Raw genomic sequence first — 16408 nt, 5'->3', positions numbered from 1 at the left:
ACAGCCAATTTCCCACCAGAACAAAAGGAGCCCAATAAAAGGGATGTTCGTAACGGGATTGGTTTAAAAGAGCCAACTGACCAAGACGGAGAGCTTCAGCTTTAGTAATATTAGGTTGAGCGAGTTCTCGGTAAAATTCCGCCATTAGTGTAGCCGTAGAATCATCGCGTACAGACCAAAGCGTTGCCAGGGTACTACTCGCACCAGAACGCACCGCAACCCCTGCCAATCCCAAAGCAGCCCTGCTATCACCAGCAGCAGTTTGGCAAGCACTAAGAACTAGCAATTCCACTCTCCTAGAGCCATTTTGTCCGCTTGAACTACTCAGTAACTTCTCAAAATCTCGGACATTAATTTTCTCATTCCAAGTCAGGATAAATGTTTCTTCTGGATTAGAACTAAACTGACCGTGAGTAGCTAAGTGAATCACAGGAAAAGAATTTTCACGAATCTGCTTTTGCAAATTAACCTCGCTAAAATCCTGATTTAAAAGCACCTGAGAAGGAATTTCCAAGCTAATTTGATTGATTTCTGATTTCACTGCTGGCAAGGCTGAAAATCCTTGACGAGCATCAGTTAATCCTCCCGTTAAAGCCTTGATTTTTCTCTGACCGAGGCCTCGTGCTTCTAGTAGCTGCAAACCCGGAGTAATAGCAACACTGTATTTTTCGATTAGATATTGTTTGCCATCATAAAGAGCAGCCATTGGCAAATTACGAAGAATGCCATCGAGGACAAATACTAGAGTTTTGATGTTATATTTGACTAAATCTGCTTCCGATCGCTGAATTAACCAGTTGTAAACTTGTTCAGAAAGCCGCAAGCGTTCCTGACTTGAGAAAGCCGGATTTAAAGATTGCAACATCTCATCTAAAGTAGTTTCTAAATTGTTTTTAGGCAATTTAGTTTCGTAATAGCGTAGTGGTTGTTTTGGCAGAGACAGAATTACAGCTAAACGGTCTGCTAAAATAATCGGATAGAATACCGCTGCTTGCGGATCTACTTCATCAATTTGCTGGGGTTTAACATCTAAACAAGCTTCGCGGAAAAAGTTATCTAATTCTGCCAATTGCAATGCTTCAATTAATTTTCTAGCTTCCTTTAGATTTTCTTGACTGGGATTAGTATCTAATAGCAATTCTACCAGTTCTCTATAAACTGGTTCCACACTTTCACGAAAAGAAAACTGAACGTCCTGATTGATAGTAACTAAATCAGTGCGAAGAGATTGGAGAGTTTTTACTGCTTCTGAATAAGCTGCAATTGCCATCGGTAAATTTCGCTGCTGTTTGTGAATTCTCCCTAACTGCCATTGCCAACGAGCAGCTATATTATCAGCACTAATTCCTTGAGCAATTATCAAAGCTTGTTGAGTTAATTTTCTAGCATCTTCCCACTGGGTGGACTGTTCATAGAGTTTTCCTAGCTCTCCCAAAGCGTAAGATTCTGCTTTTAAGTCTTGCAGTGTTGTCGCTTGTTGAATAGCTGAAGCCAATACTTGAGCTGCTTGTTTAGTAACAGGTATAGGAACGGATTTAACGACAGAGTTATCGCCGCTCGCTCGATTTTTTGGTGTCTCCATTACAATCAAACTTTGGGCATAATTAACTAGAGCATAAACTGTAGCTCGACTAGGTGGCAGGTTAGTTATTTGATTTTGGATTTGCGGCAATAATGAGTTAATATCGGCTAAGTTTTCAGTTTCTATACTCAAGCTAAGTTCGTTGAGTAAAGCTTGTATGCTAGTATGATTGTTCTGGCAATTATTCTGAGTAGTAGTACAACTAGAAAGTTGAGCTGCCTGTCGGTAGTAGTTCAGAGCACTTTTAGCATCTTGCAAAGCTCTGGCAGTGTTTCCTAAACTTAAGAACGTGGCACTAAGTTCTCTTTTCTCCATAGCCGGTGCCTCTGGATTTGCAGTTTGTAGCTGCTGAGAAATTAGCAAACTTTGCTCTAAAATTTTCTGAGATTCACGCAAGTCTCCCACTGCTTGAAGAGCAACTCCTAAACTCCTTAATCCTGTAGCTTTTAGTATAGAATTGGGTTGAGCTTGTAATTTTTGATTTGCTTGCTCTAACGTTGCCTTGGCACGGCGATAAAGACCCAAGGTTTGTAAGGCTTGGGCTTGGTTAATTTGACTGCCTAAAATTCCAGTTTCATCTCCAGCTTTAGTATAAGATGCTTCTGCTTTTTTCCAAGTATCGAGGGCAGCTTCAGTTTGTCCGGCTGCTAACTGCAAACGCCCTTGGATATTTAATGCTTGGGCGAGTACAATAGCTGAGGAAGAATGATTGATTGAGGAGTTATTAATTAGCTTGAGACTAGAGGCGATGGCTTTTTCTGCTTCTGGCAAAAGCCCTAATTCTTGATATGCCAAAGAGAGATAGCTTAAACTAAGAGATTGATTAAGGCGATCGTTTTTTATATCATAATTTTGAGCGGACTGTTGCCAAAGCGCTGCTGCCTCAGAAAACCGCCCCGCCTCATAAAGAATTCTACCTTTTTCGATAAGATTGGAAACAGAATAAGATGGAACTTGAGCAATGCTGCTTTCGGGATACTGCACTGTTAGAGGAACAACTACAATCGCGACCAAAAAAGCCAGGAATCCCAACCAAAGGAATGACAGTAAATTTTGTCGGGAATTGCAGACAAAATTTCTGATGTAGCGAGTTTTACTCGTCCAACTCTGAATAGCTTTTAAGAACAAGAGGATTTTTGCTCTCACTTTATCGCTCACTGCAAATAGTGGGTCTATTCTAGCCCACATTGAAATAAATGCAAATACAATCGCGATTCAAAAATCAGAGTTTTTCTGATTTAGAAGGGTTGAGTACAAAAGTCTTTTCTAGGATATTCCAGTTTTTGGGGTGGGTTGCCTACAGGATCGAGCTGCGGAATGGCAAAGTTATTAGCTAAACCCGCCCCAATAATCCGCATCTATGGTTATGGTATTACTTCTCACAAGAGTGCTTGGTAATCCTCAGAAAAGATCTCATCAAATTGGCATATTCCTTCTGAGTAATCGTACCTTCACCGCAAATTTGGGATAGAGAGCGGTTCAGAGCATTAAATGCTGTTTCTACATCAATCCAATGCTGACCCGCACAGATAGCTTGATCCGAGGTAGGGTAGTATTCTTTGGATGTGAAGATGGCTCCTGTCGGGAGGAGCACTTGCCACTTCCAGCGATTGTTTGCAGGTAAGGGCGAAACCTGGAACCTGTAGTTTTCTTCAAACATTGGCTTACTTCTCAAACAACTTTAAATAATTTTTTAATAATTTTACAACAATCAGGATAGTGTAATCTTAATTTGACACTAAAAGTTATGATCGATTAAGCTTGACAACCTATTGACAAATGTAACAATATCTGGGTAAATCCCAGGTGGGATCGCTGCCTCAAATCAGCGGTATAGAGGCTGTTGAGATGCGATCGCGATTCGGTAATCTCGATCCCCTCACCTTTTCAAAAAATGGGAACCACTTAAAAAAGGCTAACTTACAGCCGACTTTTTGAGGTTTTTTGTGAGGTCTGCGTGAGTGCTGTTAATGTTAACTCTTAAAGTAAACTCGCTGAATCTACATCTAAAAATAGAGTTGCCTGAGCCTGCATTCGCAGAAATGAAGCGGGAAGTGCAGCACTAATTGACCCCAAAAGCATCTCCTTAACCGCAGGAGCCTTGCGTTTTTCTGGTGCGAGACAAATAATTTTTTTAGCCGAGCCAAGCAATGGTAAAGTCACTGTAAAAGCATACTGGGGCACAGCTTCCAAATGGGAAAAAAGACTCTGATTTACCTGTTGTCGGCGAGTGGCCACATCTAGTTTTACTAATTTTACACTTCTGCGATCGCCAAAATCAGCCACAGGCGGATCGTTAAAAGCCAAATGCCCATTTTCGCCCAAACCCAGACAGCACAAATCAATCGGCTGTTCCTGTAAAAGTTTAGCATAGCGATCGCACTCCTCTAGCGGTTGAGCCGCGTCTCCTTCGATGTAGTGAAATACCCCAGGATGCACTCGACTTTCCACCCTTTCGCGCATATAGCGCCGGAAGCTAGCAGGATGATTAGCATCAATTCCCAAATACTCATCCAAATGGAAAAAAGTGATTTTAGACCAATCTATACCGCCTAAAACAATCAAAGCTTCCAAAAATTTAATTTGCGAATTACCAGTCGCAAGCAGTACAGTAGCACTCCCCTGTTTAGTCAGAGTTTCCTGTAAATAAGTTTGTGAAATTTGTGCCGCGTCGTTTGCTAATTGTTTCTCAGTCTCGTAGAGACGAACCGACAGCGCATCTACAGTGAAGATTTTGTTAGGTGTAAACAATTGCGTAATGCTATAATTAGGGACTAGGGGCTAGGGGCTAGAGGTTAGGGAAGAGGGAATAAAATCAATGGTTTCAGCAATTTAGAGTGTCCTAACTGTCTTGGCAGTTGTTATAGATTGATAAAGTAGAATTTTATTCTAGCTCTTTAGACTACTGCTGACAAGAGCCTTAAGCTAATTATAGCAGAAGGCAAAAAGAAAATGCAATTACCAATTACCAATTACCAATTACCAATTACCGATTTACCAGCGCCATGTTATTATTAGTAAGATAAATATGCCCTAACATCTTACCATTATAAGTCCGCTTAGCAAAGCGCCAGCCTGGTTCCAGAGAAATCTTAGTTAAACCATTAGCAACACCGCGAGTGCGACCAATTACCATCGGTGCAGCAGAAGGATTGCGGCGATTAGTACCAACCAGTACCATCTCTCCATTAACGCGCTGAATATTAAGATTATATTGCATCCCTAAATCAGTTCCAGCCACCCGAATAGAGTAGCCATTACTATCAGTAGCGCGTCCACAAATTCCTGTGAAATTAAACTTTAATAATAGGGGATTTACAGTAACAGGACGATTGCCGCTTTCACTCCAGCAAGCGCGTTTATTCGAGACCTGTTCTAGAATTACTAATTGGTGAGTAGTACCGCCTCGGAATGGAACTGCGGCGGCTACAAATTTCGTTTGGTCAACATCTTTTTGACCAAAGGTGAAGGCCGCAATCGCGGGAGTTATTGCAGAAATTGTGCCGATAGCAGTAGCAGCAAGAGCAGCGAATTGAAGTTTGAGTGAGGTTTTCATAGAGCGCCTGTATTTGAGTTATGAACTCATTATTTAGAAAGCGCCTAAGATTTTGTATCGTATTCGTTCTAGTTCCTGAACTGTCTCGCTTGATTTTTAATCAGCCTCAGCCAATAGGATTCTAGAAATGGATAAAAGCTTTACTGTGTCTTAACTCTGATGGGGAGTGTCGGAGGTGGATTTCCCCTAAAGTCTGACCTAAGCATTGTTACAGTTAGCCAATTGTCTGTTTTCTTGACATCTTAGGGTTCTAGTACAGCAGTAAAAGATAGGTAAACAGGTTGATTCCACAGGATTTACCTACCAATCGCGTAACGCCGCCATCTTGGCGGTAAAAATACCGCCGGGACGGCGGCGTTACGAAAATCGAATCTTTGTAGCAGAATATCACCCACCAATAAATTTGAGAGCCACGCCATTCATACAGTAGCGTTTACCAGTTGGCTTGGGCCCATCATCAAATACGTGACCCAAATGCCCACCACAGCGACGACAATGTACTTCAATTCTAGTTGTAAACAAGGAATTATCAACAGATGTGCCAATTGCCCCTGGTATCGGGTCAAAAAAGCTGGGCCAACCCGTACCGCTATCAAATTTAGTTTCCGATGAAAAAAGTGGCAAATCACAACCAGCACAGGCGTATATTCCCTTCCCATATTCCTTGTCGAGAGGGCTAGTATGAGCGCGTTCAGTACCGTGTTGGCGCAGCACTTGGAACTGTTGAGGAGTCAAGATTGTACGCCACTCTTCTTCAGTTTTAGTAATTTCAAAAACATCATTAGAAGATGCCATAACTTTTGATGTCCAAGGTAAATAGCGAGATAACCATGCCATACCTACCACTCCTAAACCTGCTTGTAAAAAAAATCGTTTCTTCATTATACATCATCCAATCGCTAATTAACCAACCAATCTCATCGAGTAAACATAAACAAGCAAGTTACTATTATAGTCCTGCAAACCACTCATAACCTCGATCTTCCCAGTAACCTTTTTCAGGGAGTAATTCACCAACTAACGTAATTTTAGTTACCCACTTACTCTGTTTATAACCTAGCTTAATTGGCGATGCTAGGCGTAAAGGTGCGCCATTTTCAATACTCAAAGGATTACCATTCTTTTGATAAGCCATCAAAGTTTGAGGATGCAAAGCTGAAGCAATATCCCAACTTTCATAGTAGTCATCCGCAGATTTAAAGTAAATGTAGCGAGCATTTGCCTTTGGTTGAGCAAGAGCAACCAAATCCCGCAACCGCACCCCACCCCACTGCACAATAGCGGCCCAACCCTCCACACAAACATGACGAATTGTCATGACAGTTAGAGGCATAACTTTAATTTGTTCTAGACTTAAATTCAGAGGACGATTTACCTCACCATCAATTATCAGGCGAAAAGATTTTACGTCAAGCTCTGGAGTTGAATCAAAAGTATTGATAATTAAGGCATCAGGTTCGATGGCACTAGCTGGAAATTCCGGTACCAGTTTTTGAGGATTAAACAACAAACTTTCTACACTTTCGTTCAAAGGTTCAAAACTTTTGCCAATGATATTATCAGTGCGAACTAATCCACAACCGCCCAAAATTAAACCGATACCAGAGAGTCCCGATAATTGCAGAACTTGGCGGCGTTGCCATGACTTATGAGAATTTGGAAACATGAGTAAACCTCTACCAAAAAATTGACTTAATTAGGCGAAAACCCCCAACCTTGAGGCCTAGCCAAGAGTGAACGAGTGAAAAAATAATGACAGTAGGAACTGATATAAAGTGTACTATTCTCAGCGCCTGCCAACTGCCAAATAAATCAACAATCCAGTGGAATTGAGCAGGTTTATACATTCCCACTCCACTAAATACTGCTAGCAGTAAAACCGGAATAATTGCTGTATAAGCTAGGCGATGCCATGAATAATTTTTGCGCTTAACGTTTTGAGACTTCTGTAAAGCCTTGAGGTCATTATAGCCGAGAAAACGATGCTGCCAGCGGCGGCTAATGAAAATATAAAGACCATACCAAAAAAGATTAAGTGTGAATAACCACATGGCGGCGAAATGCCAATGTCTACCAGCACCGAGCCAACCACCTAACAAAAATATAGATGGAAATTGCCATCCTCCGCGCCCACCAAAAACAGGATTAGCATTGTAAATTTGCAATCCACTACCAATCATCATTACTAAACTAATGATATTTAGCCAGTGAAATAACTTTGCTAAAGCTGCCTGGTTTGGTAGTCGAGGTCGAGATGTTTTAGAAGGGACAGATGAATCCATAGTAAGTATTTAGCTAAATAGGAAGGGTATAAACATTTCATTTGTCTGGTAGCAGGTTAATTTGCTAATTGCTAATTGCTAATTGCTAACAATTTTGACTGCCATACAAGTTTTCATGTTATAGCCAATGTCAAGGTAATTAGGTTAGGACAACTTTATTGTTTTGAGAACTTACGTAACGTCGCCCTCTGGGCGGCGTTACGGAATTTATCCTAACATTCTTGTCTGTTGCTATACTATGAGACTGCTATTTGTAACTTCCGATACAAACTGATAACTCATTGGTAGGCTTTTATTTAATACGAGGCTGACTCTATTTTGGATTTAAAATTTTTTATATTTGCAGAAAACATCCAATTTTCGGTCATATCCGTATCTAAAGTAAATTAAGGAAGGAAAATTACCTTATGAACAATCGCGGGCCGGGGCGGCGTAAATTACTATGGTATTTAGGGCTAGGAGTTGGTGGAACTGCTATCAGTTTTGGTCTCAAGAAAGAGATGATGTCAACTGCTACCCCAACCTCTAGCTCTACAAATATTCCAATACTTACTCCTCCTAAAAGCGATATTTCCCCTACCACAGAGCGAGCTATTACTTCACAGGTAGGACAGATTTTACCAGAGTTTCAGGGTATTAGCCAGTGGCTCAATTCTCCACCGCTGAAAATATCCGATCTCAAAGGTAGCGTGGTGTTGGTACAATTTTGGACATTCGCCTGCATTAATTGCCAGCGTACTCTACCCTACATTACTCGTTGGCATCGCCAATATGCCGAGCGAGGATTAAAAATTATCGGCATACATACTCCTGAATTTCCATTTGAGCGCGATGTAAATAATGTCAAAAAAGCTTTGAAGGAATATCAAATTACTTATCCAGTACCTTTGGATAACGAGTTTAAAACTTGGCTTGCTTACAAGAATGAATACTGGCCTCATTTATTTTTAGCAGATCGACAAGGCATTCGGCGCTATAATCATATTGGGGAAGGAGCTTATGACGAAACAGAACAGACAATTCGCCAGTTATTAGGGTAGTTAAATGGCAACTTCACTCCCTTCGACTGGTGTAGCTTTGCTAGCGGGATTTCTAACTATCCTCTCGCCTTGTATTTTGCCAATTTTACCTCTATTATTAGGGCGAAGCCTTCAATCTCATCGCTATGGCCCCGTTGCTTTGGTATTAGGATTAATTACTGGTTTTGCAGCAATTGGGAGTTTATTGGGAGTAACATCAACTTGGTTTGTTAGCCTTGCTAGCGTTCTCCGCAATGGAGCAATTGCATTTCTGCTGATGGCTGGGGTAAGTACCATTTTTCCCCAGATTTACCAATTAGTGTTTAAATACTTACACTTTCAACGTTGGCTGAAAGAACCTGTACGGGTGGGGTTAATGGGTGAATTTTGGCTGGGAACTCAACTCGGTTTGCTGTGGACACCTTGCGCGGGCCCAGTTCTGGCGAGTATTTTGGTTATAGCTGTTGTCAACCCTCAGCCTACAACTACCTTTGTTTTATTAGTTTTGTACGGTTTGGGGGCGGGATTACCGCTGCTAGCGATCGCCTATGGAGGGCGGTATTTCAGCCAGAACTTATTACGCTTGCGCCCCCATAGTGCAGCCTTACAGAGAATTGGCGGAGTAATTGTTGTACTCAGTGCGATCGCGATTATTTTAGGTTGGGATGTCAAGATCCAACTTTGGTTAGCTCCATTTTTCCCAACTTTACCACTTTAAGGAAGAGGGGCGCTGGCGTAATCTATAATTTTGATTATCCTCAAGATCAAGTTTGCCGCAGCGCCCGCCCCACAAATACTATTTCTTCATCGCATCGGGACTCTTCATCGCATCGGGACTTTTCATCGCATCGGGACTTTTCATCGCATCGGGACTTTTCATCGCATCGGGACTTTTCATCGCATCGGGACTTTTCATCGCATCAGGACTCTTCATCGCATCGGGACTCTTCATCGCGTCAGGACTTTTCATGGAAGCAGGCGAAGCACTAGGAGCCACCTGATTTTCAGTGTTAGGACTAGAAGAACAGCTATATAGACTAGCCGTTAAGGTCAAACCAACAACTAAACAAAGCACTTTCCGGTTCATATTTTTCTTCCAAGTCTGAGAAATATTAATTCTACAAGTTAGCAGGTAATCGCTAACAGTGCGTTCTATTGTAGTACGGATGACTCCTGAGATTGGATTGTCAACCTCAAATATTTTTTTTCACTCAGGTTAAGTGACCCAACTTCCCTACATCCAAGCAGTTCTGTGGGTCGTATTTAAGAAGATGGAGTCTGGTTCTTTCTGGAGATGCCCTTGCTACCACCATCGAAATCAACTTAGAATTATCAGTTTAGGTCTGTTCTACGAAAAACCTATGGATTTGAACCCTGCCGAAACAAGCGTGGATGACCCTGACAAACAGACTGACGCTGAGTTATTTCAGTTAATAAGTGTTGGTCAAGCATCTGCCTTGGGTATTTTGTATAACCGCTATGGCAGCTTAGTCTACAGATTGGCCCTGAGAATCTTGACAAACCCTCAAGAAGCAGAAGACTTAACCCAAGAGATTTTTATCAATCTCTGGCAAAAGAGAACTTACAATCCTAATCGTGGCTCTTTGAGCAGCTTTTTGACAACTCTGACTCGTTCGCGAGCAATTGATAAACTTCGTTCCCGCAGCACTAAGTTGAAATTTCTCCAGCGATGGAGTCAGATGATGGCTACTGAAATTCCACCTCTTACACCTTTTGAATCAGCTTCTTTAAGTGACCGTTCGCACTATGTTCGCGATGCCTTAGCTCAACTTCCCGAAAAACAACGGCAGGTGTTAGAAATGGCTTATTACGATGGCTTGAGTCAATCGGAAATCGCCGCCAAACTTAGTATACCACTGGGAACAATTAAAACTTGGTCTCGCCAAGGTTTATTGAATTTAAGAAAAAACTTACAAAATTTAATTGGCTAGTTACACCTATGACAGAGCCTTTATTTCCTGAACCTTTAGAAGAATTGATGGCAGGTTATGTACTTGGCAACCTTAGCTCTGAAGAAGCTGAGGAATTAAGCCGAGTGCTGAAAGAAAATCCTGAATTAGCTACAGAGGTAGCTAGTTTACAGGAAGTTTTAGAAGTCATGCCTTATGCTTTACCTGATATCGCACCGCCATCACATCTTTATGACTCTATTTTAGAAGCTGCTGCAACAACTACTGTTGCATTCCCAAACAAGATTGTTGCAGCAAATCCTCACCCATTGCTTCGGGAAAAACTAAAACTATTTTCTCTAAGATGGAGTCCTATTATTGGTAGCGTAGCAGCACTATTAGCTTTAGCTATTGGTTTAGATAACTACCGACTCAGACAACAAATAACGACGCTTGAGGCTCAGGTTGTGCGACAAAAAGATGTGATTGCGATGTTGCAACAACCGAATACTCATCTAGTTTCTCTTAAAGGTATGGCTCAAGCCTCTGCTGCTTCTGGTAGTATTGTTGTTACACCCGGAGAACCTAAAGCTGTTTTAATTTTAAAGAATCTTCCGGTTTTACCCAAGGGTCAATTTTATCAATTATGGTCGGTTATTAATGAGGAAACAGTGGCTTGGGAGCAGTTTAATACTAATGAAAAAGGCACTGTTTTTGTCAAGCTTTCTCTGCCTACTAATGGGGAAGTAACTACATTAGTTGTGACTGTTGAAGCATCGCCTTTACTTAAAAATCCGGCTGGGCCTATGGTGATGACGGGGAGTTTATAATTGGTAATTGGTGATTGGTAATTGGTAATTGGTAATCGCTAATTGTTAGTTGTTAGTTGTTAGTTGTTAGTTGGTAATTGGTGATTGGTAATTGGTAATTACCATCCTCCCCATCTCCCCCCATCTCCTCCTCTTTCCCTAGTCCCTTCTTCTTAAATGTATCGAGTTAACTGTATGCGATAACGATCTTTTTTCGTAACCATAACTTCCCCAATTTCTAATCGCCCTTTACCACGAATAGCAACTAAATCTCCAGACTTAATAATATGGCTAGATTGGGCGATATCTTTCCAGTTAACTCGCACATCTCCACCTTCAATTAAATCAACCATTTTGCTACGAGACATCCCGAATCCAGCAGATGCGATCGCATCCAATCTCATTGATGCTTCTACTGTTGTTAATTCCTTCTTTTTAGGTTCCTTAATCTTCAGTTCGCTCAACTCTATCCGCTGAATTTGTACGGGAACAGAACGAACTTGCTTTAAGTGCATCTCTAAATATTCTACCAGTTCTGGCACAACTATTGCTTGTGATCCCCTTTCCCCTAAAACTATGATATCGCCAGTCTTTTCTCGGACAATTCCAGAACCCAAGATAGATCCTAAAAAGTCGCGGTGAGATGCGGTATCAAAGAGGAAATTACCAGCTATTTCTAAGGCTGCAACACTTACGCTAGAATTGTCTAAAGGAAGTTCAGAACGCGCGATCGCAAGTCTTTGACGTTCCGCCTGTGGATAGCCTCCCCAAGCAATTAGTTGTACTTCTGTTAATCGACTAAATACCTTTTGTGTCTCCGCTAACTCAGGGGGAGAAAGAAAATCAGTCAGGCTAATTTCCCAAGTTTTGAGTGCTTGCTCAGCTTGGTCGATCGCACGGGCCACACACTCACGATTTTCAATTCCTTTTAACAGTTCTTCTCTTGGTAACATCTTCTGATTTTAGATTAAGGTAGCTTGCTTTCATTTTATGTAACGCCGCCCTTGGTTGCTGTAAAGATACCGCCCAGAGGCGGCGTTACAAACAGTTTTGCGTAATTCTTAAAAGTATATTATAGCGTAATTTCCCATTTTAATAAGCCTTCTTCACAACTTTTTAATTGCATTCCCACTTTTTCTAAAATCCGTTTTGATGCTAAATGGTCTTGAGGGCAAGTAGCGAGAATTTTATGTAAATTCGTTTGAGTTAATGCCCAATTAACCAGTGCTTGTATCGCTTCAAAACCGTAACCTTGGTTTTGATAAGCAGGCAGAACATTGTAACCCATTTCAACTATTCCCTGCTCATTTTTGCCACCAAAGCCTAAATCGCCAATAATAGTATTTTCTCTACTATGAATCATTAACCAAGCGCCCCAACCTAACTGTAACGGATCGGCAGCTAACTGAGCAAAAAAGGGTAAAACTTCTTCTACCTCTGACCAAGGCCAATCGCTAGGAATCTTGACATTTAAGAGCTTTTCTATCTGAGATTTGTCAGCGATTGCGGCTTCTGCAACTTCCAGTGAATAAGGAATAAGTTCTAGACGTTCTGTTTGGATTTTCACCAAAGTATGCTCCTCATAATATTTTTGGAGGATTCCAATTAACTAAAGATATTAGGATCGGAGTAACTCTGCATATTTTCAGGATCGAATTGCCGGAGAATAGGTGTAGCTTGGCGTGTGAGAGTTTCATTGCCGTTAACAACTACTAGATATTTGCCTGCATTTAAGCGATTGCGAAAAGGTAAAGCGTCGCCAGATATTAAACCAACACCGCCTCCAACAAAAATACTTCCCAATACTCCAGAAAGAGCTCCTAAAATACCGCCGATGATGTGATCGCCAAGTTCACCGGCAAAGGCAAAAGTCTTTAAGCCAGTAATCAAGCTAAAACAAAATCCGGCAAAAAATCCAAAGGGTACAAGCCAAATTGCCATGAATTTAGCTTGTTTGATAGCTTGTTCTTTGGGGTCAATTAAGCCATATTCATCAGCGCTTTTATAGCCTCTGCCTAAGATGCTAATTTGCTTCATGGGCAAGCCTTCTTTTTCGAGGGCAGAATAAGCAGCTTCGGCTTGAATTCGGTCGGGGAGTATGGCAACTAGATAATACATAACTCAAATTGTTAGTAGTTAGTGGTTAGTTGTTATTTGTTATTTGTTAACTGTTAACTGTTAACTGTTAACTGCTATAACTTGTCGGGTGGGCGATCGCCACAAACAGCCTGTAAGCCACTATATATGTTTGAGGCTATTGTGTAGCCTACGTTTAACTCATGTCCGACTGCTTTGATAGTGCGCGATCGCACTAGATCCCATAAATGATGACACTATCACATTCAGCAGCACCGCCAGCACTCGCCCCGAAGGAAAACAGACCCGAAGGAAAACAGGCCCGAAGGAAAACAGAAATTACGCAAAAGCACCACGTAATGCCGCTCTCTGGGCGGTATCTTTACCATCCAGAGGGCGGCGTTAGAGATACTTTTGCGTAAGTCCCATGATGAATTATAGCGATAAAAGACTTACTAGGTAAGGACTTGAGGGATTTTAAATGGATTTTTCAAGGAAAAGCTAAAATCTTTCCAGCAAAAGACAGTACATAGACCCCTGATACAGATACAATTGCATACTGCGGAAAGCTTTGTTTACTTTGCCCCACCTGCTATGCCAAAGGTTCTTGTCTCCGATCCCATTGATGCTGCTGGACTTGATATTCTGTCCCAAGTTGCTCAAGTTGATGTAAAAACTGGTTTACCACTAGAGGAACTGGTGCGAATTATCCCAGAGTATGACGCTCTGATGATCCGTTCCGGCACTCAAGTTACTAAAGAAATAATTGAAGCAGCCAATCAGCTTAAAATCATCGGTCGGGCTGGCGTGGGGGTCGATAATGTAGACGTACCCGCCGCTACTCGCAAAGGTATCGTAGTTGTCAATTCCCCAGAAGGTAACACGATCGCGGCCGCCGAACACGCGATCGCCATGATGTTAGCCATCTCCCGCTACATCCCCGATGCCGATAACTCCGTGAAAAACGGCAAGTGGGAACGCAATCGCTTTATGGGCGTTGAAGTTTACAAAAAAACTCTCGGTATCGTCGGTTTAGGCAAAATTGGTTCTCATGTCGCCGCCGCCGCCAAAGCGATGGGGATGAAATTGCTAGCTTATGACCCCTTCATCTCCACCGAACGCGCCGAACAGATTGGCTGTAGATTGGTAGAGTTAGAATTGCTCATGCGTGAATCCGACTACATCACGCTGCACATTCCCAAAACTCCAGAAACTTATCACCTGATTAACGCTGAAGTCTTGGAGAAGATGAAGCCCACCGCCCGGATTATCAATTGTGCCAGAGGCGGTATCATCGACGAAACAGCCCTAGCAAAAGCCTTAGAAGAGGGTCAAATTGCGGGTGCAGCTTTAGATGTTTACGAAAACGAACCTCTACAAGCTGATTCTCCACTGCGATCGCTCGGTCAAAAAGCCATCCTCACACCCCACTTAGGAGCCTCGACAGCGGAAGCTCAGGTGAATGTCGCGATCGATGTCGCCGAACAAATTCGAGACGTGCTCCTGGGCCTGCCAGCCCGGTCTGCGGTGAATATTCCTGGCATCTACCCGGATGCGATCGAAAAGCTCAGACCTTACTTGCAATTAGCCGAAACCCTGGGCAATTTGGTCAGTCAACTAGCGGGAGGACGAGTCGATTACCTGAATGTTCTTCTCCAAGGAGAACTTGCCAACAATCAAAGTCAGCCAGTAGTCGTGGCCGCCCTTAAAGGCCTCCTATCTCAAGCACTGCGCGAACGAGTAAACTACGTCAATGCCAGCATCGAAGCCAAAGAGCGCGGCATTCGCGTAATCGAGACACGAGATGCCTCCGTCCGCGACTACGCAGGCTCTTTGCGATTAGAAGCTAAAGGAACTCTTGGCGAGCACACCGTCACTGGGGCCGTACTCGGTGAAGATGAAATTCGGATCACCAGCGTCGATGAATTCCCCGTGAACGTTTCTCCGAGTCGCCATATGTTATTTACCTTGCACCGCGATATGCCAGGAATTATTGGCAAACTTGGTTCCCTATTGGGCAGTTTTAATGTCAATATTGCCAGTATGCAAGTAGGTCGCAGAATCGTGCGCGGAGATGCAGTAATGGTACTGAGCCTTGATGACCCTCTGCCAGAAGGAATATTGGCCGAGATTATCAAACTTGCAGGTATTCGAGATGCTTACACGGTAACTCTTTAGCAATAAAAAGTTAAAAATTAAAAATTAAAAATGCAGCATCCCTAATTTTTAATTTTAATTTTTAATTTTAATTAATTTATGGCACATAGCTGGTGGGAAATTCGAGTTATTTGCGATCCGGGGTTAGAAGATATAATCTTCTGGCGCTTGGAAAATTTTGGCTGTCGGGGAACTGCCAGCGAGATGAAAAATAATTACTGTTTAATATCAGCCTACTTGCCGGAAGAACAGGCAGGTTTACTAGATTTAGCAGCTCTTTCTTTGTATCTGCGCCAAGATGCTCTTTGTTCCGGTTTGTCACTACCCGCTACTCAGTGGAATTTAATTGATGAAGAAGACTGGGCCAGCAGTTGGAAAGTACACTGGCAACCTCAAGAAATTGGCGATCGCTTTTTAATTTATCCCGCTTGGCTACCAGTACCCACAAATTCAGAAAGGCTTTTGCTACGTTTAGATCCTGGCATGGCTTTTGGCACAGGTACTCATGCCACCACTCAGTTATGTTTAGAGTCCTTAGAAATGCGGCTCGGTTTTGGCTCTAGTGAAAATGCTCCTATAATAGCTGATATTGGTTGCGGATCGGGAATTTTATCAATTGGATCGATTTTGTTAGGAGCTAAAAAAGCCTATGCTGTCGATACCGATCCCTTAGCAGTAGATGCTGCTATTAGTAATCGTAAACTTAACCGGATTCTCTCTCACCAGTTAAATGTAGAAGAGGGTACGATCGATCGTTTGATAAAAACGATTGATGGCCCTGTTGACGGTTTGATGTGCAATATTTTAGCAGAAGTTATTATTGATTTGATTCCACAGTTTGAGGCAATTTCAAAACCCACTACTTGGGGAGTTCTTAGCGGAATTTTGCTAGAACAAGCTAAGCCTATTGCTGATACTTTAGAGCAGCATGGTTGGGTAGTGGCGACATTGTGGCGGCGGCAAGATTGGTGCTGTTTTAATATTCGGAGGTCTTAAATTTTAAGACTTATGCTTCAA

At 42.2% G+C, this 16408-nt stretch carries 19 protein-coding genes; 8 read left to right on the top strand and 11 right to left on the bottom strand.

Annotated elements, in window-relative coordinates:
* Positions 1–2740, bottom strand: a 2740-nt coding sequence (locus OSCI_RS13835; protein WP_324603711.1) for a CHAT domain-containing protein, incomplete at its 3' end; no start/stop codon positions are given.
* Between the two features lie 214 nt (positions 2741–2954).
* Positions 2955–3242 (bottom strand): hypothetical protein, encoded by a 288-nt coding sequence (locus OSCI_RS13830; RefSeq protein WP_007355607.1) that lies wholly within the window; start codon positions 3240–3242, stop codon positions 2955–2957.
* 146 nt (positions 3243–3388) lie between these two features.
* Here OSCI_RS13830 and OSCI_RS31985 point away from each other — a divergent pair, with 146 nt between their 5' ends.
* Entirely contained in the window at positions 3389–3520 is a 132-nt protein-coding gene (locus OSCI_RS31985) for a hypothetical protein (protein ID WP_007355606.1), read from the top strand.
* Positions 3521–3562: 42 nt separating this feature from the next.
* On the opposite strand, the gene OSCI_RS13825 is transcribed toward OSCI_RS31985, so the two are convergent.
* The 5 genes from OSCI_RS13825 to OSCI_RS13805 all read right to left on the bottom strand — a co-directional run bounded on the left by OSCI_RS13825 (position 3563) and on the right by OSCI_RS13805 (position 7420).
* Positions 3563–4333, bottom strand: a complete 771-nt coding sequence (locus OSCI_RS13825) for a glucosamine-6-phosphate deaminase (protein ID WP_007355605.1) — start codon at positions 4331–4333, stop codon at positions 3563–3565.
* Positions 4334–4568: 235 nt separating this feature from the next.
* Positions 4569–5138 carry a DUF3747 domain-containing protein gene (locus OSCI_RS13820; RefSeq protein ID WP_007355604.1) on the bottom strand — a complete coding sequence of 190 codons (570 nt, stop codon included), beginning with the start codon at positions 5136–5138 and terminating at the stop codon, positions 4569–4571.
* Between the two features lie 387 nt (positions 5139–5525).
* Positions 5526–6020 (bottom strand): peptide-methionine (R)-S-oxide reductase MsrB, encoded by a 495-nt coding sequence (gene msrB / locus OSCI_RS13815; protein ID WP_007355603.1) that lies wholly within the window; start codon positions 6018–6020, stop codon positions 5526–5528.
* Positions 6021–6087: 67 nt separating this feature from the next.
* Positions 6088–6804, bottom strand: coding sequence for a molybdopterin-dependent oxidoreductase (locus tag OSCI_RS13810; protein ID WP_007355602.1), 717 nt, complete (start codon positions 6802–6804; stop codon positions 6088–6090).
* Between the two features lie 10 nt (positions 6805–6814).
* On the bottom strand, positions 6815–7420 hold the full coding sequence (locus OSCI_RS13805) for a cytochrome b/b6 domain-containing protein (RefSeq protein WP_007355601.1): 606 nt from the start codon (positions 7418–7420) through the stop codon (positions 6815–6817).
* Positions 7421–7827: 407 nt separating this feature from the next.
* Here OSCI_RS13805 and OSCI_RS13800 point away from each other — a divergent pair, with 407 nt between their 5' ends.
* Both OSCI_RS13800 and OSCI_RS13795 read left to right on the top strand, forming a co-directional pair.
* Positions 7828–8460, top strand: coding sequence for a thioredoxin family protein (locus OSCI_RS13800; RefSeq protein WP_007355600.1), 633 nt, complete (start codon positions 7828–7830; stop codon positions 8458–8460).
* A 4-nt stretch (positions 8461–8464) separates the two neighbouring features.
* Positions 8465–9157 (top strand): cytochrome c biogenesis CcdA family protein, encoded by a 693-nt coding sequence (locus tag OSCI_RS13795; RefSeq protein ID WP_007355599.1) that lies wholly within the window; start codon positions 8465–8467, stop codon positions 9155–9157.
* Positions 9158–9235: 78 nt separating this feature from the next.
* Here the strand turns inward: OSCI_RS13795 and OSCI_RS29975 are convergent, their stop codons facing one another.
* On the bottom strand, positions 9236–9526 hold the full coding sequence (locus tag OSCI_RS29975; RefSeq protein WP_007355598.1) for a hypothetical protein: 291 nt from the start codon (positions 9524–9526) through the stop codon (positions 9236–9238).
* Between the two features lie 274 nt (positions 9527–9800).
* On the opposite strand from OSCI_RS29975, the gene OSCI_RS13785 reads away from it, so the two are divergent.
* Both OSCI_RS13785 and OSCI_RS13780 read left to right on the top strand, forming a co-directional pair.
* Positions 9801–10391, top strand: a complete 591-nt coding sequence (locus tag OSCI_RS13785; RefSeq protein ID WP_007355597.1) for a sigma-70 family RNA polymerase sigma factor — start codon at positions 9801–9803, stop codon at positions 10389–10391.
* A gap of 8 nt (positions 10392–10399) precedes the next feature.
* A complete protein-coding gene (locus tag OSCI_RS13780) occupies positions 10400–11179 on the top strand; it encodes an anti-sigma factor (RefSeq protein WP_007355596.1) in 780 nt (259 codons plus the stop codon).
* Positions 11180–11331: 152 nt separating this feature from the next.
* On the opposite strand, the gene OSCI_RS13775 is transcribed toward OSCI_RS13780, so the two are convergent.
* From OSCI_RS13775 to OSCI_RS13765, 3 genes are all read right to left on the bottom strand, one after another.
* On the bottom strand, positions 11332–12111 hold the full coding sequence (locus OSCI_RS13775) for a photosystem II S4 domain protein (protein WP_007355595.1): 780 nt from the start codon (positions 12109–12111) through the stop codon (positions 11332–11334).
* A 119-nt stretch (positions 12112–12230) separates the two neighbouring features.
* A complete protein-coding gene (locus OSCI_RS13770) occupies positions 12231–12725 on the bottom strand; it encodes a GNAT family N-acetyltransferase (RefSeq protein ID WP_019487317.1) in 495 nt (164 codons plus the stop codon).
* A 38-nt stretch (positions 12726–12763) separates the two neighbouring features.
* Positions 12764–13276 carry a hypothetical protein gene (locus OSCI_RS13765; protein ID WP_007355593.1) on the bottom strand — a complete coding sequence of 171 codons (513 nt, stop codon included), beginning with the start codon at positions 13274–13276 and terminating at the stop codon, positions 12764–12766.
* Positions 13277–13482: 206 nt separating this feature from the next.
* On the opposite strand from OSCI_RS13765, the gene OSCI_RS29970 reads away from it, so the two are divergent.
* The 3 genes from OSCI_RS29970 (at position 13483) to prmA (ending at position 16387) form a co-directional block, all read left to right on the top strand.
* Positions 13483–13656 carry a hypothetical protein gene (locus OSCI_RS29970; RefSeq protein ID WP_155523395.1) on the top strand — a complete coding sequence of 58 codons (174 nt, stop codon included), beginning with the start codon at positions 13483–13485 and terminating at the stop codon, positions 13654–13656.
* Between the two features lie 172 nt (positions 13657–13828).
* A complete protein-coding gene (gene serA / locus OSCI_RS13760) occupies positions 13829–15412 on the top strand; it encodes a phosphoglycerate dehydrogenase (protein WP_007355592.1) in 1584 nt (527 codons plus the stop codon).
* 78 nt (positions 15413–15490) lie between these two features.
* A complete protein-coding gene (gene prmA, locus OSCI_RS13755; RefSeq protein ID WP_007355591.1) occupies positions 15491–16387 on the top strand; it encodes a 50S ribosomal protein L11 methyltransferase in 897 nt (298 codons plus the stop codon).
* Positions 16388–16408 lie beyond the last annotated feature (21 nt).

Source organism: Kamptonema sp. PCC 6506 (assembly GCF_000180455.1).
In the GTDB taxonomy this organism is placed as follows: Bacteria; Cyanobacteriota; Cyanobacteriia; order Cyanobacteriales; family Microcoleaceae; genus Kamptonema; species Kamptonema formosum.
This window is presented reverse-complemented; position numbering and strand designations above follow the sequence as displayed.

Coding starts and splice junctions, on each gene's coding strand:
- OSCI_RS13830 (WP_007355607.1), bottom strand. CDS start 3,242: ATGTTTGAAGAAAACTACAGGTTCCAGGTTTCGCCCTTACCTGCAAAC.
- OSCI_RS13820 (WP_007355604.1), bottom strand. CDS start 5,138: ATGAAAACCTCACTCAAACTTCAATTCGCTGCTCTTGCTGCTACTGCT.
- msrB (WP_007355603.1), bottom strand. CDS start 6,020: ATGAAGAAACGATTTTTTTTACAAGCAGGTTTAGGAGTGGTAGGTATG.
- OSCI_RS13810 (WP_007355602.1), bottom strand. CDS start 6,804: ATGTTTCCAAATTCTCATAAGTCATGGCAACGCCGCCAAGTTCTGCAA.
- OSCI_RS13805 (WP_007355601.1), bottom strand. CDS start 7,420: ATGGATTCATCTGTCCCTTCTAAAACATCTCGACCTCGACTACCAAAC.
- OSCI_RS13800 (WP_007355600.1), top strand. CDS start 7,828: ATGAACAATCGCGGGCCGGGGCGGCGTAAATTACTATGGTATTTAGGG.
- OSCI_RS13795 (WP_007355599.1), top strand. CDS start 8,465: ATGGCAACTTCACTCCCTTCGACTGGTGTAGCTTTGCTAGCGGGATTT.
- OSCI_RS29975 (WP_007355598.1), bottom strand. CDS start 9,526: ATGAACCGGAAAGTGCTTTGTTTAGTTGTTGGTTTGACCTTAACGGCT.
- OSCI_RS13785 (WP_007355597.1), top strand. CDS start 9,801: ATGGATTTGAACCCTGCCGAAACAAGCGTGGATGACCCTGACAAACAG.
- OSCI_RS13780 (WP_007355596.1), top strand. CDS start 10,400: ATGACAGAGCCTTTATTTCCTGAACCTTTAGAAGAATTGATGGCAGGT.
- OSCI_RS13775 (WP_007355595.1), bottom strand. CDS start 12,111: ATGTTACCAAGAGAAGAACTGTTAAAAGGAATTGAAAATCGTGAGTGT.
- OSCI_RS13765 (WP_007355593.1), bottom strand. CDS start 13,276: ATGTATTATCTAGTTGCCATACTCCCCGACCGAATTCAAGCCGAAGCT.
- OSCI_RS29970 (WP_155523395.1), top strand. CDS start 13,483: ATGATGACACTATCACATTCAGCAGCACCGCCAGCACTCGCCCCGAAG.
- serA (WP_007355592.1), top strand. CDS start 13,829: ATGCCAAAGGTTCTTGTCTCCGATCCCATTGATGCTGCTGGACTTGAT.
- prmA (WP_007355591.1), top strand. CDS start 15,491: ATGGCACATAGCTGGTGGGAAATTCGAGTTATTTGCGATCCGGGGTTA.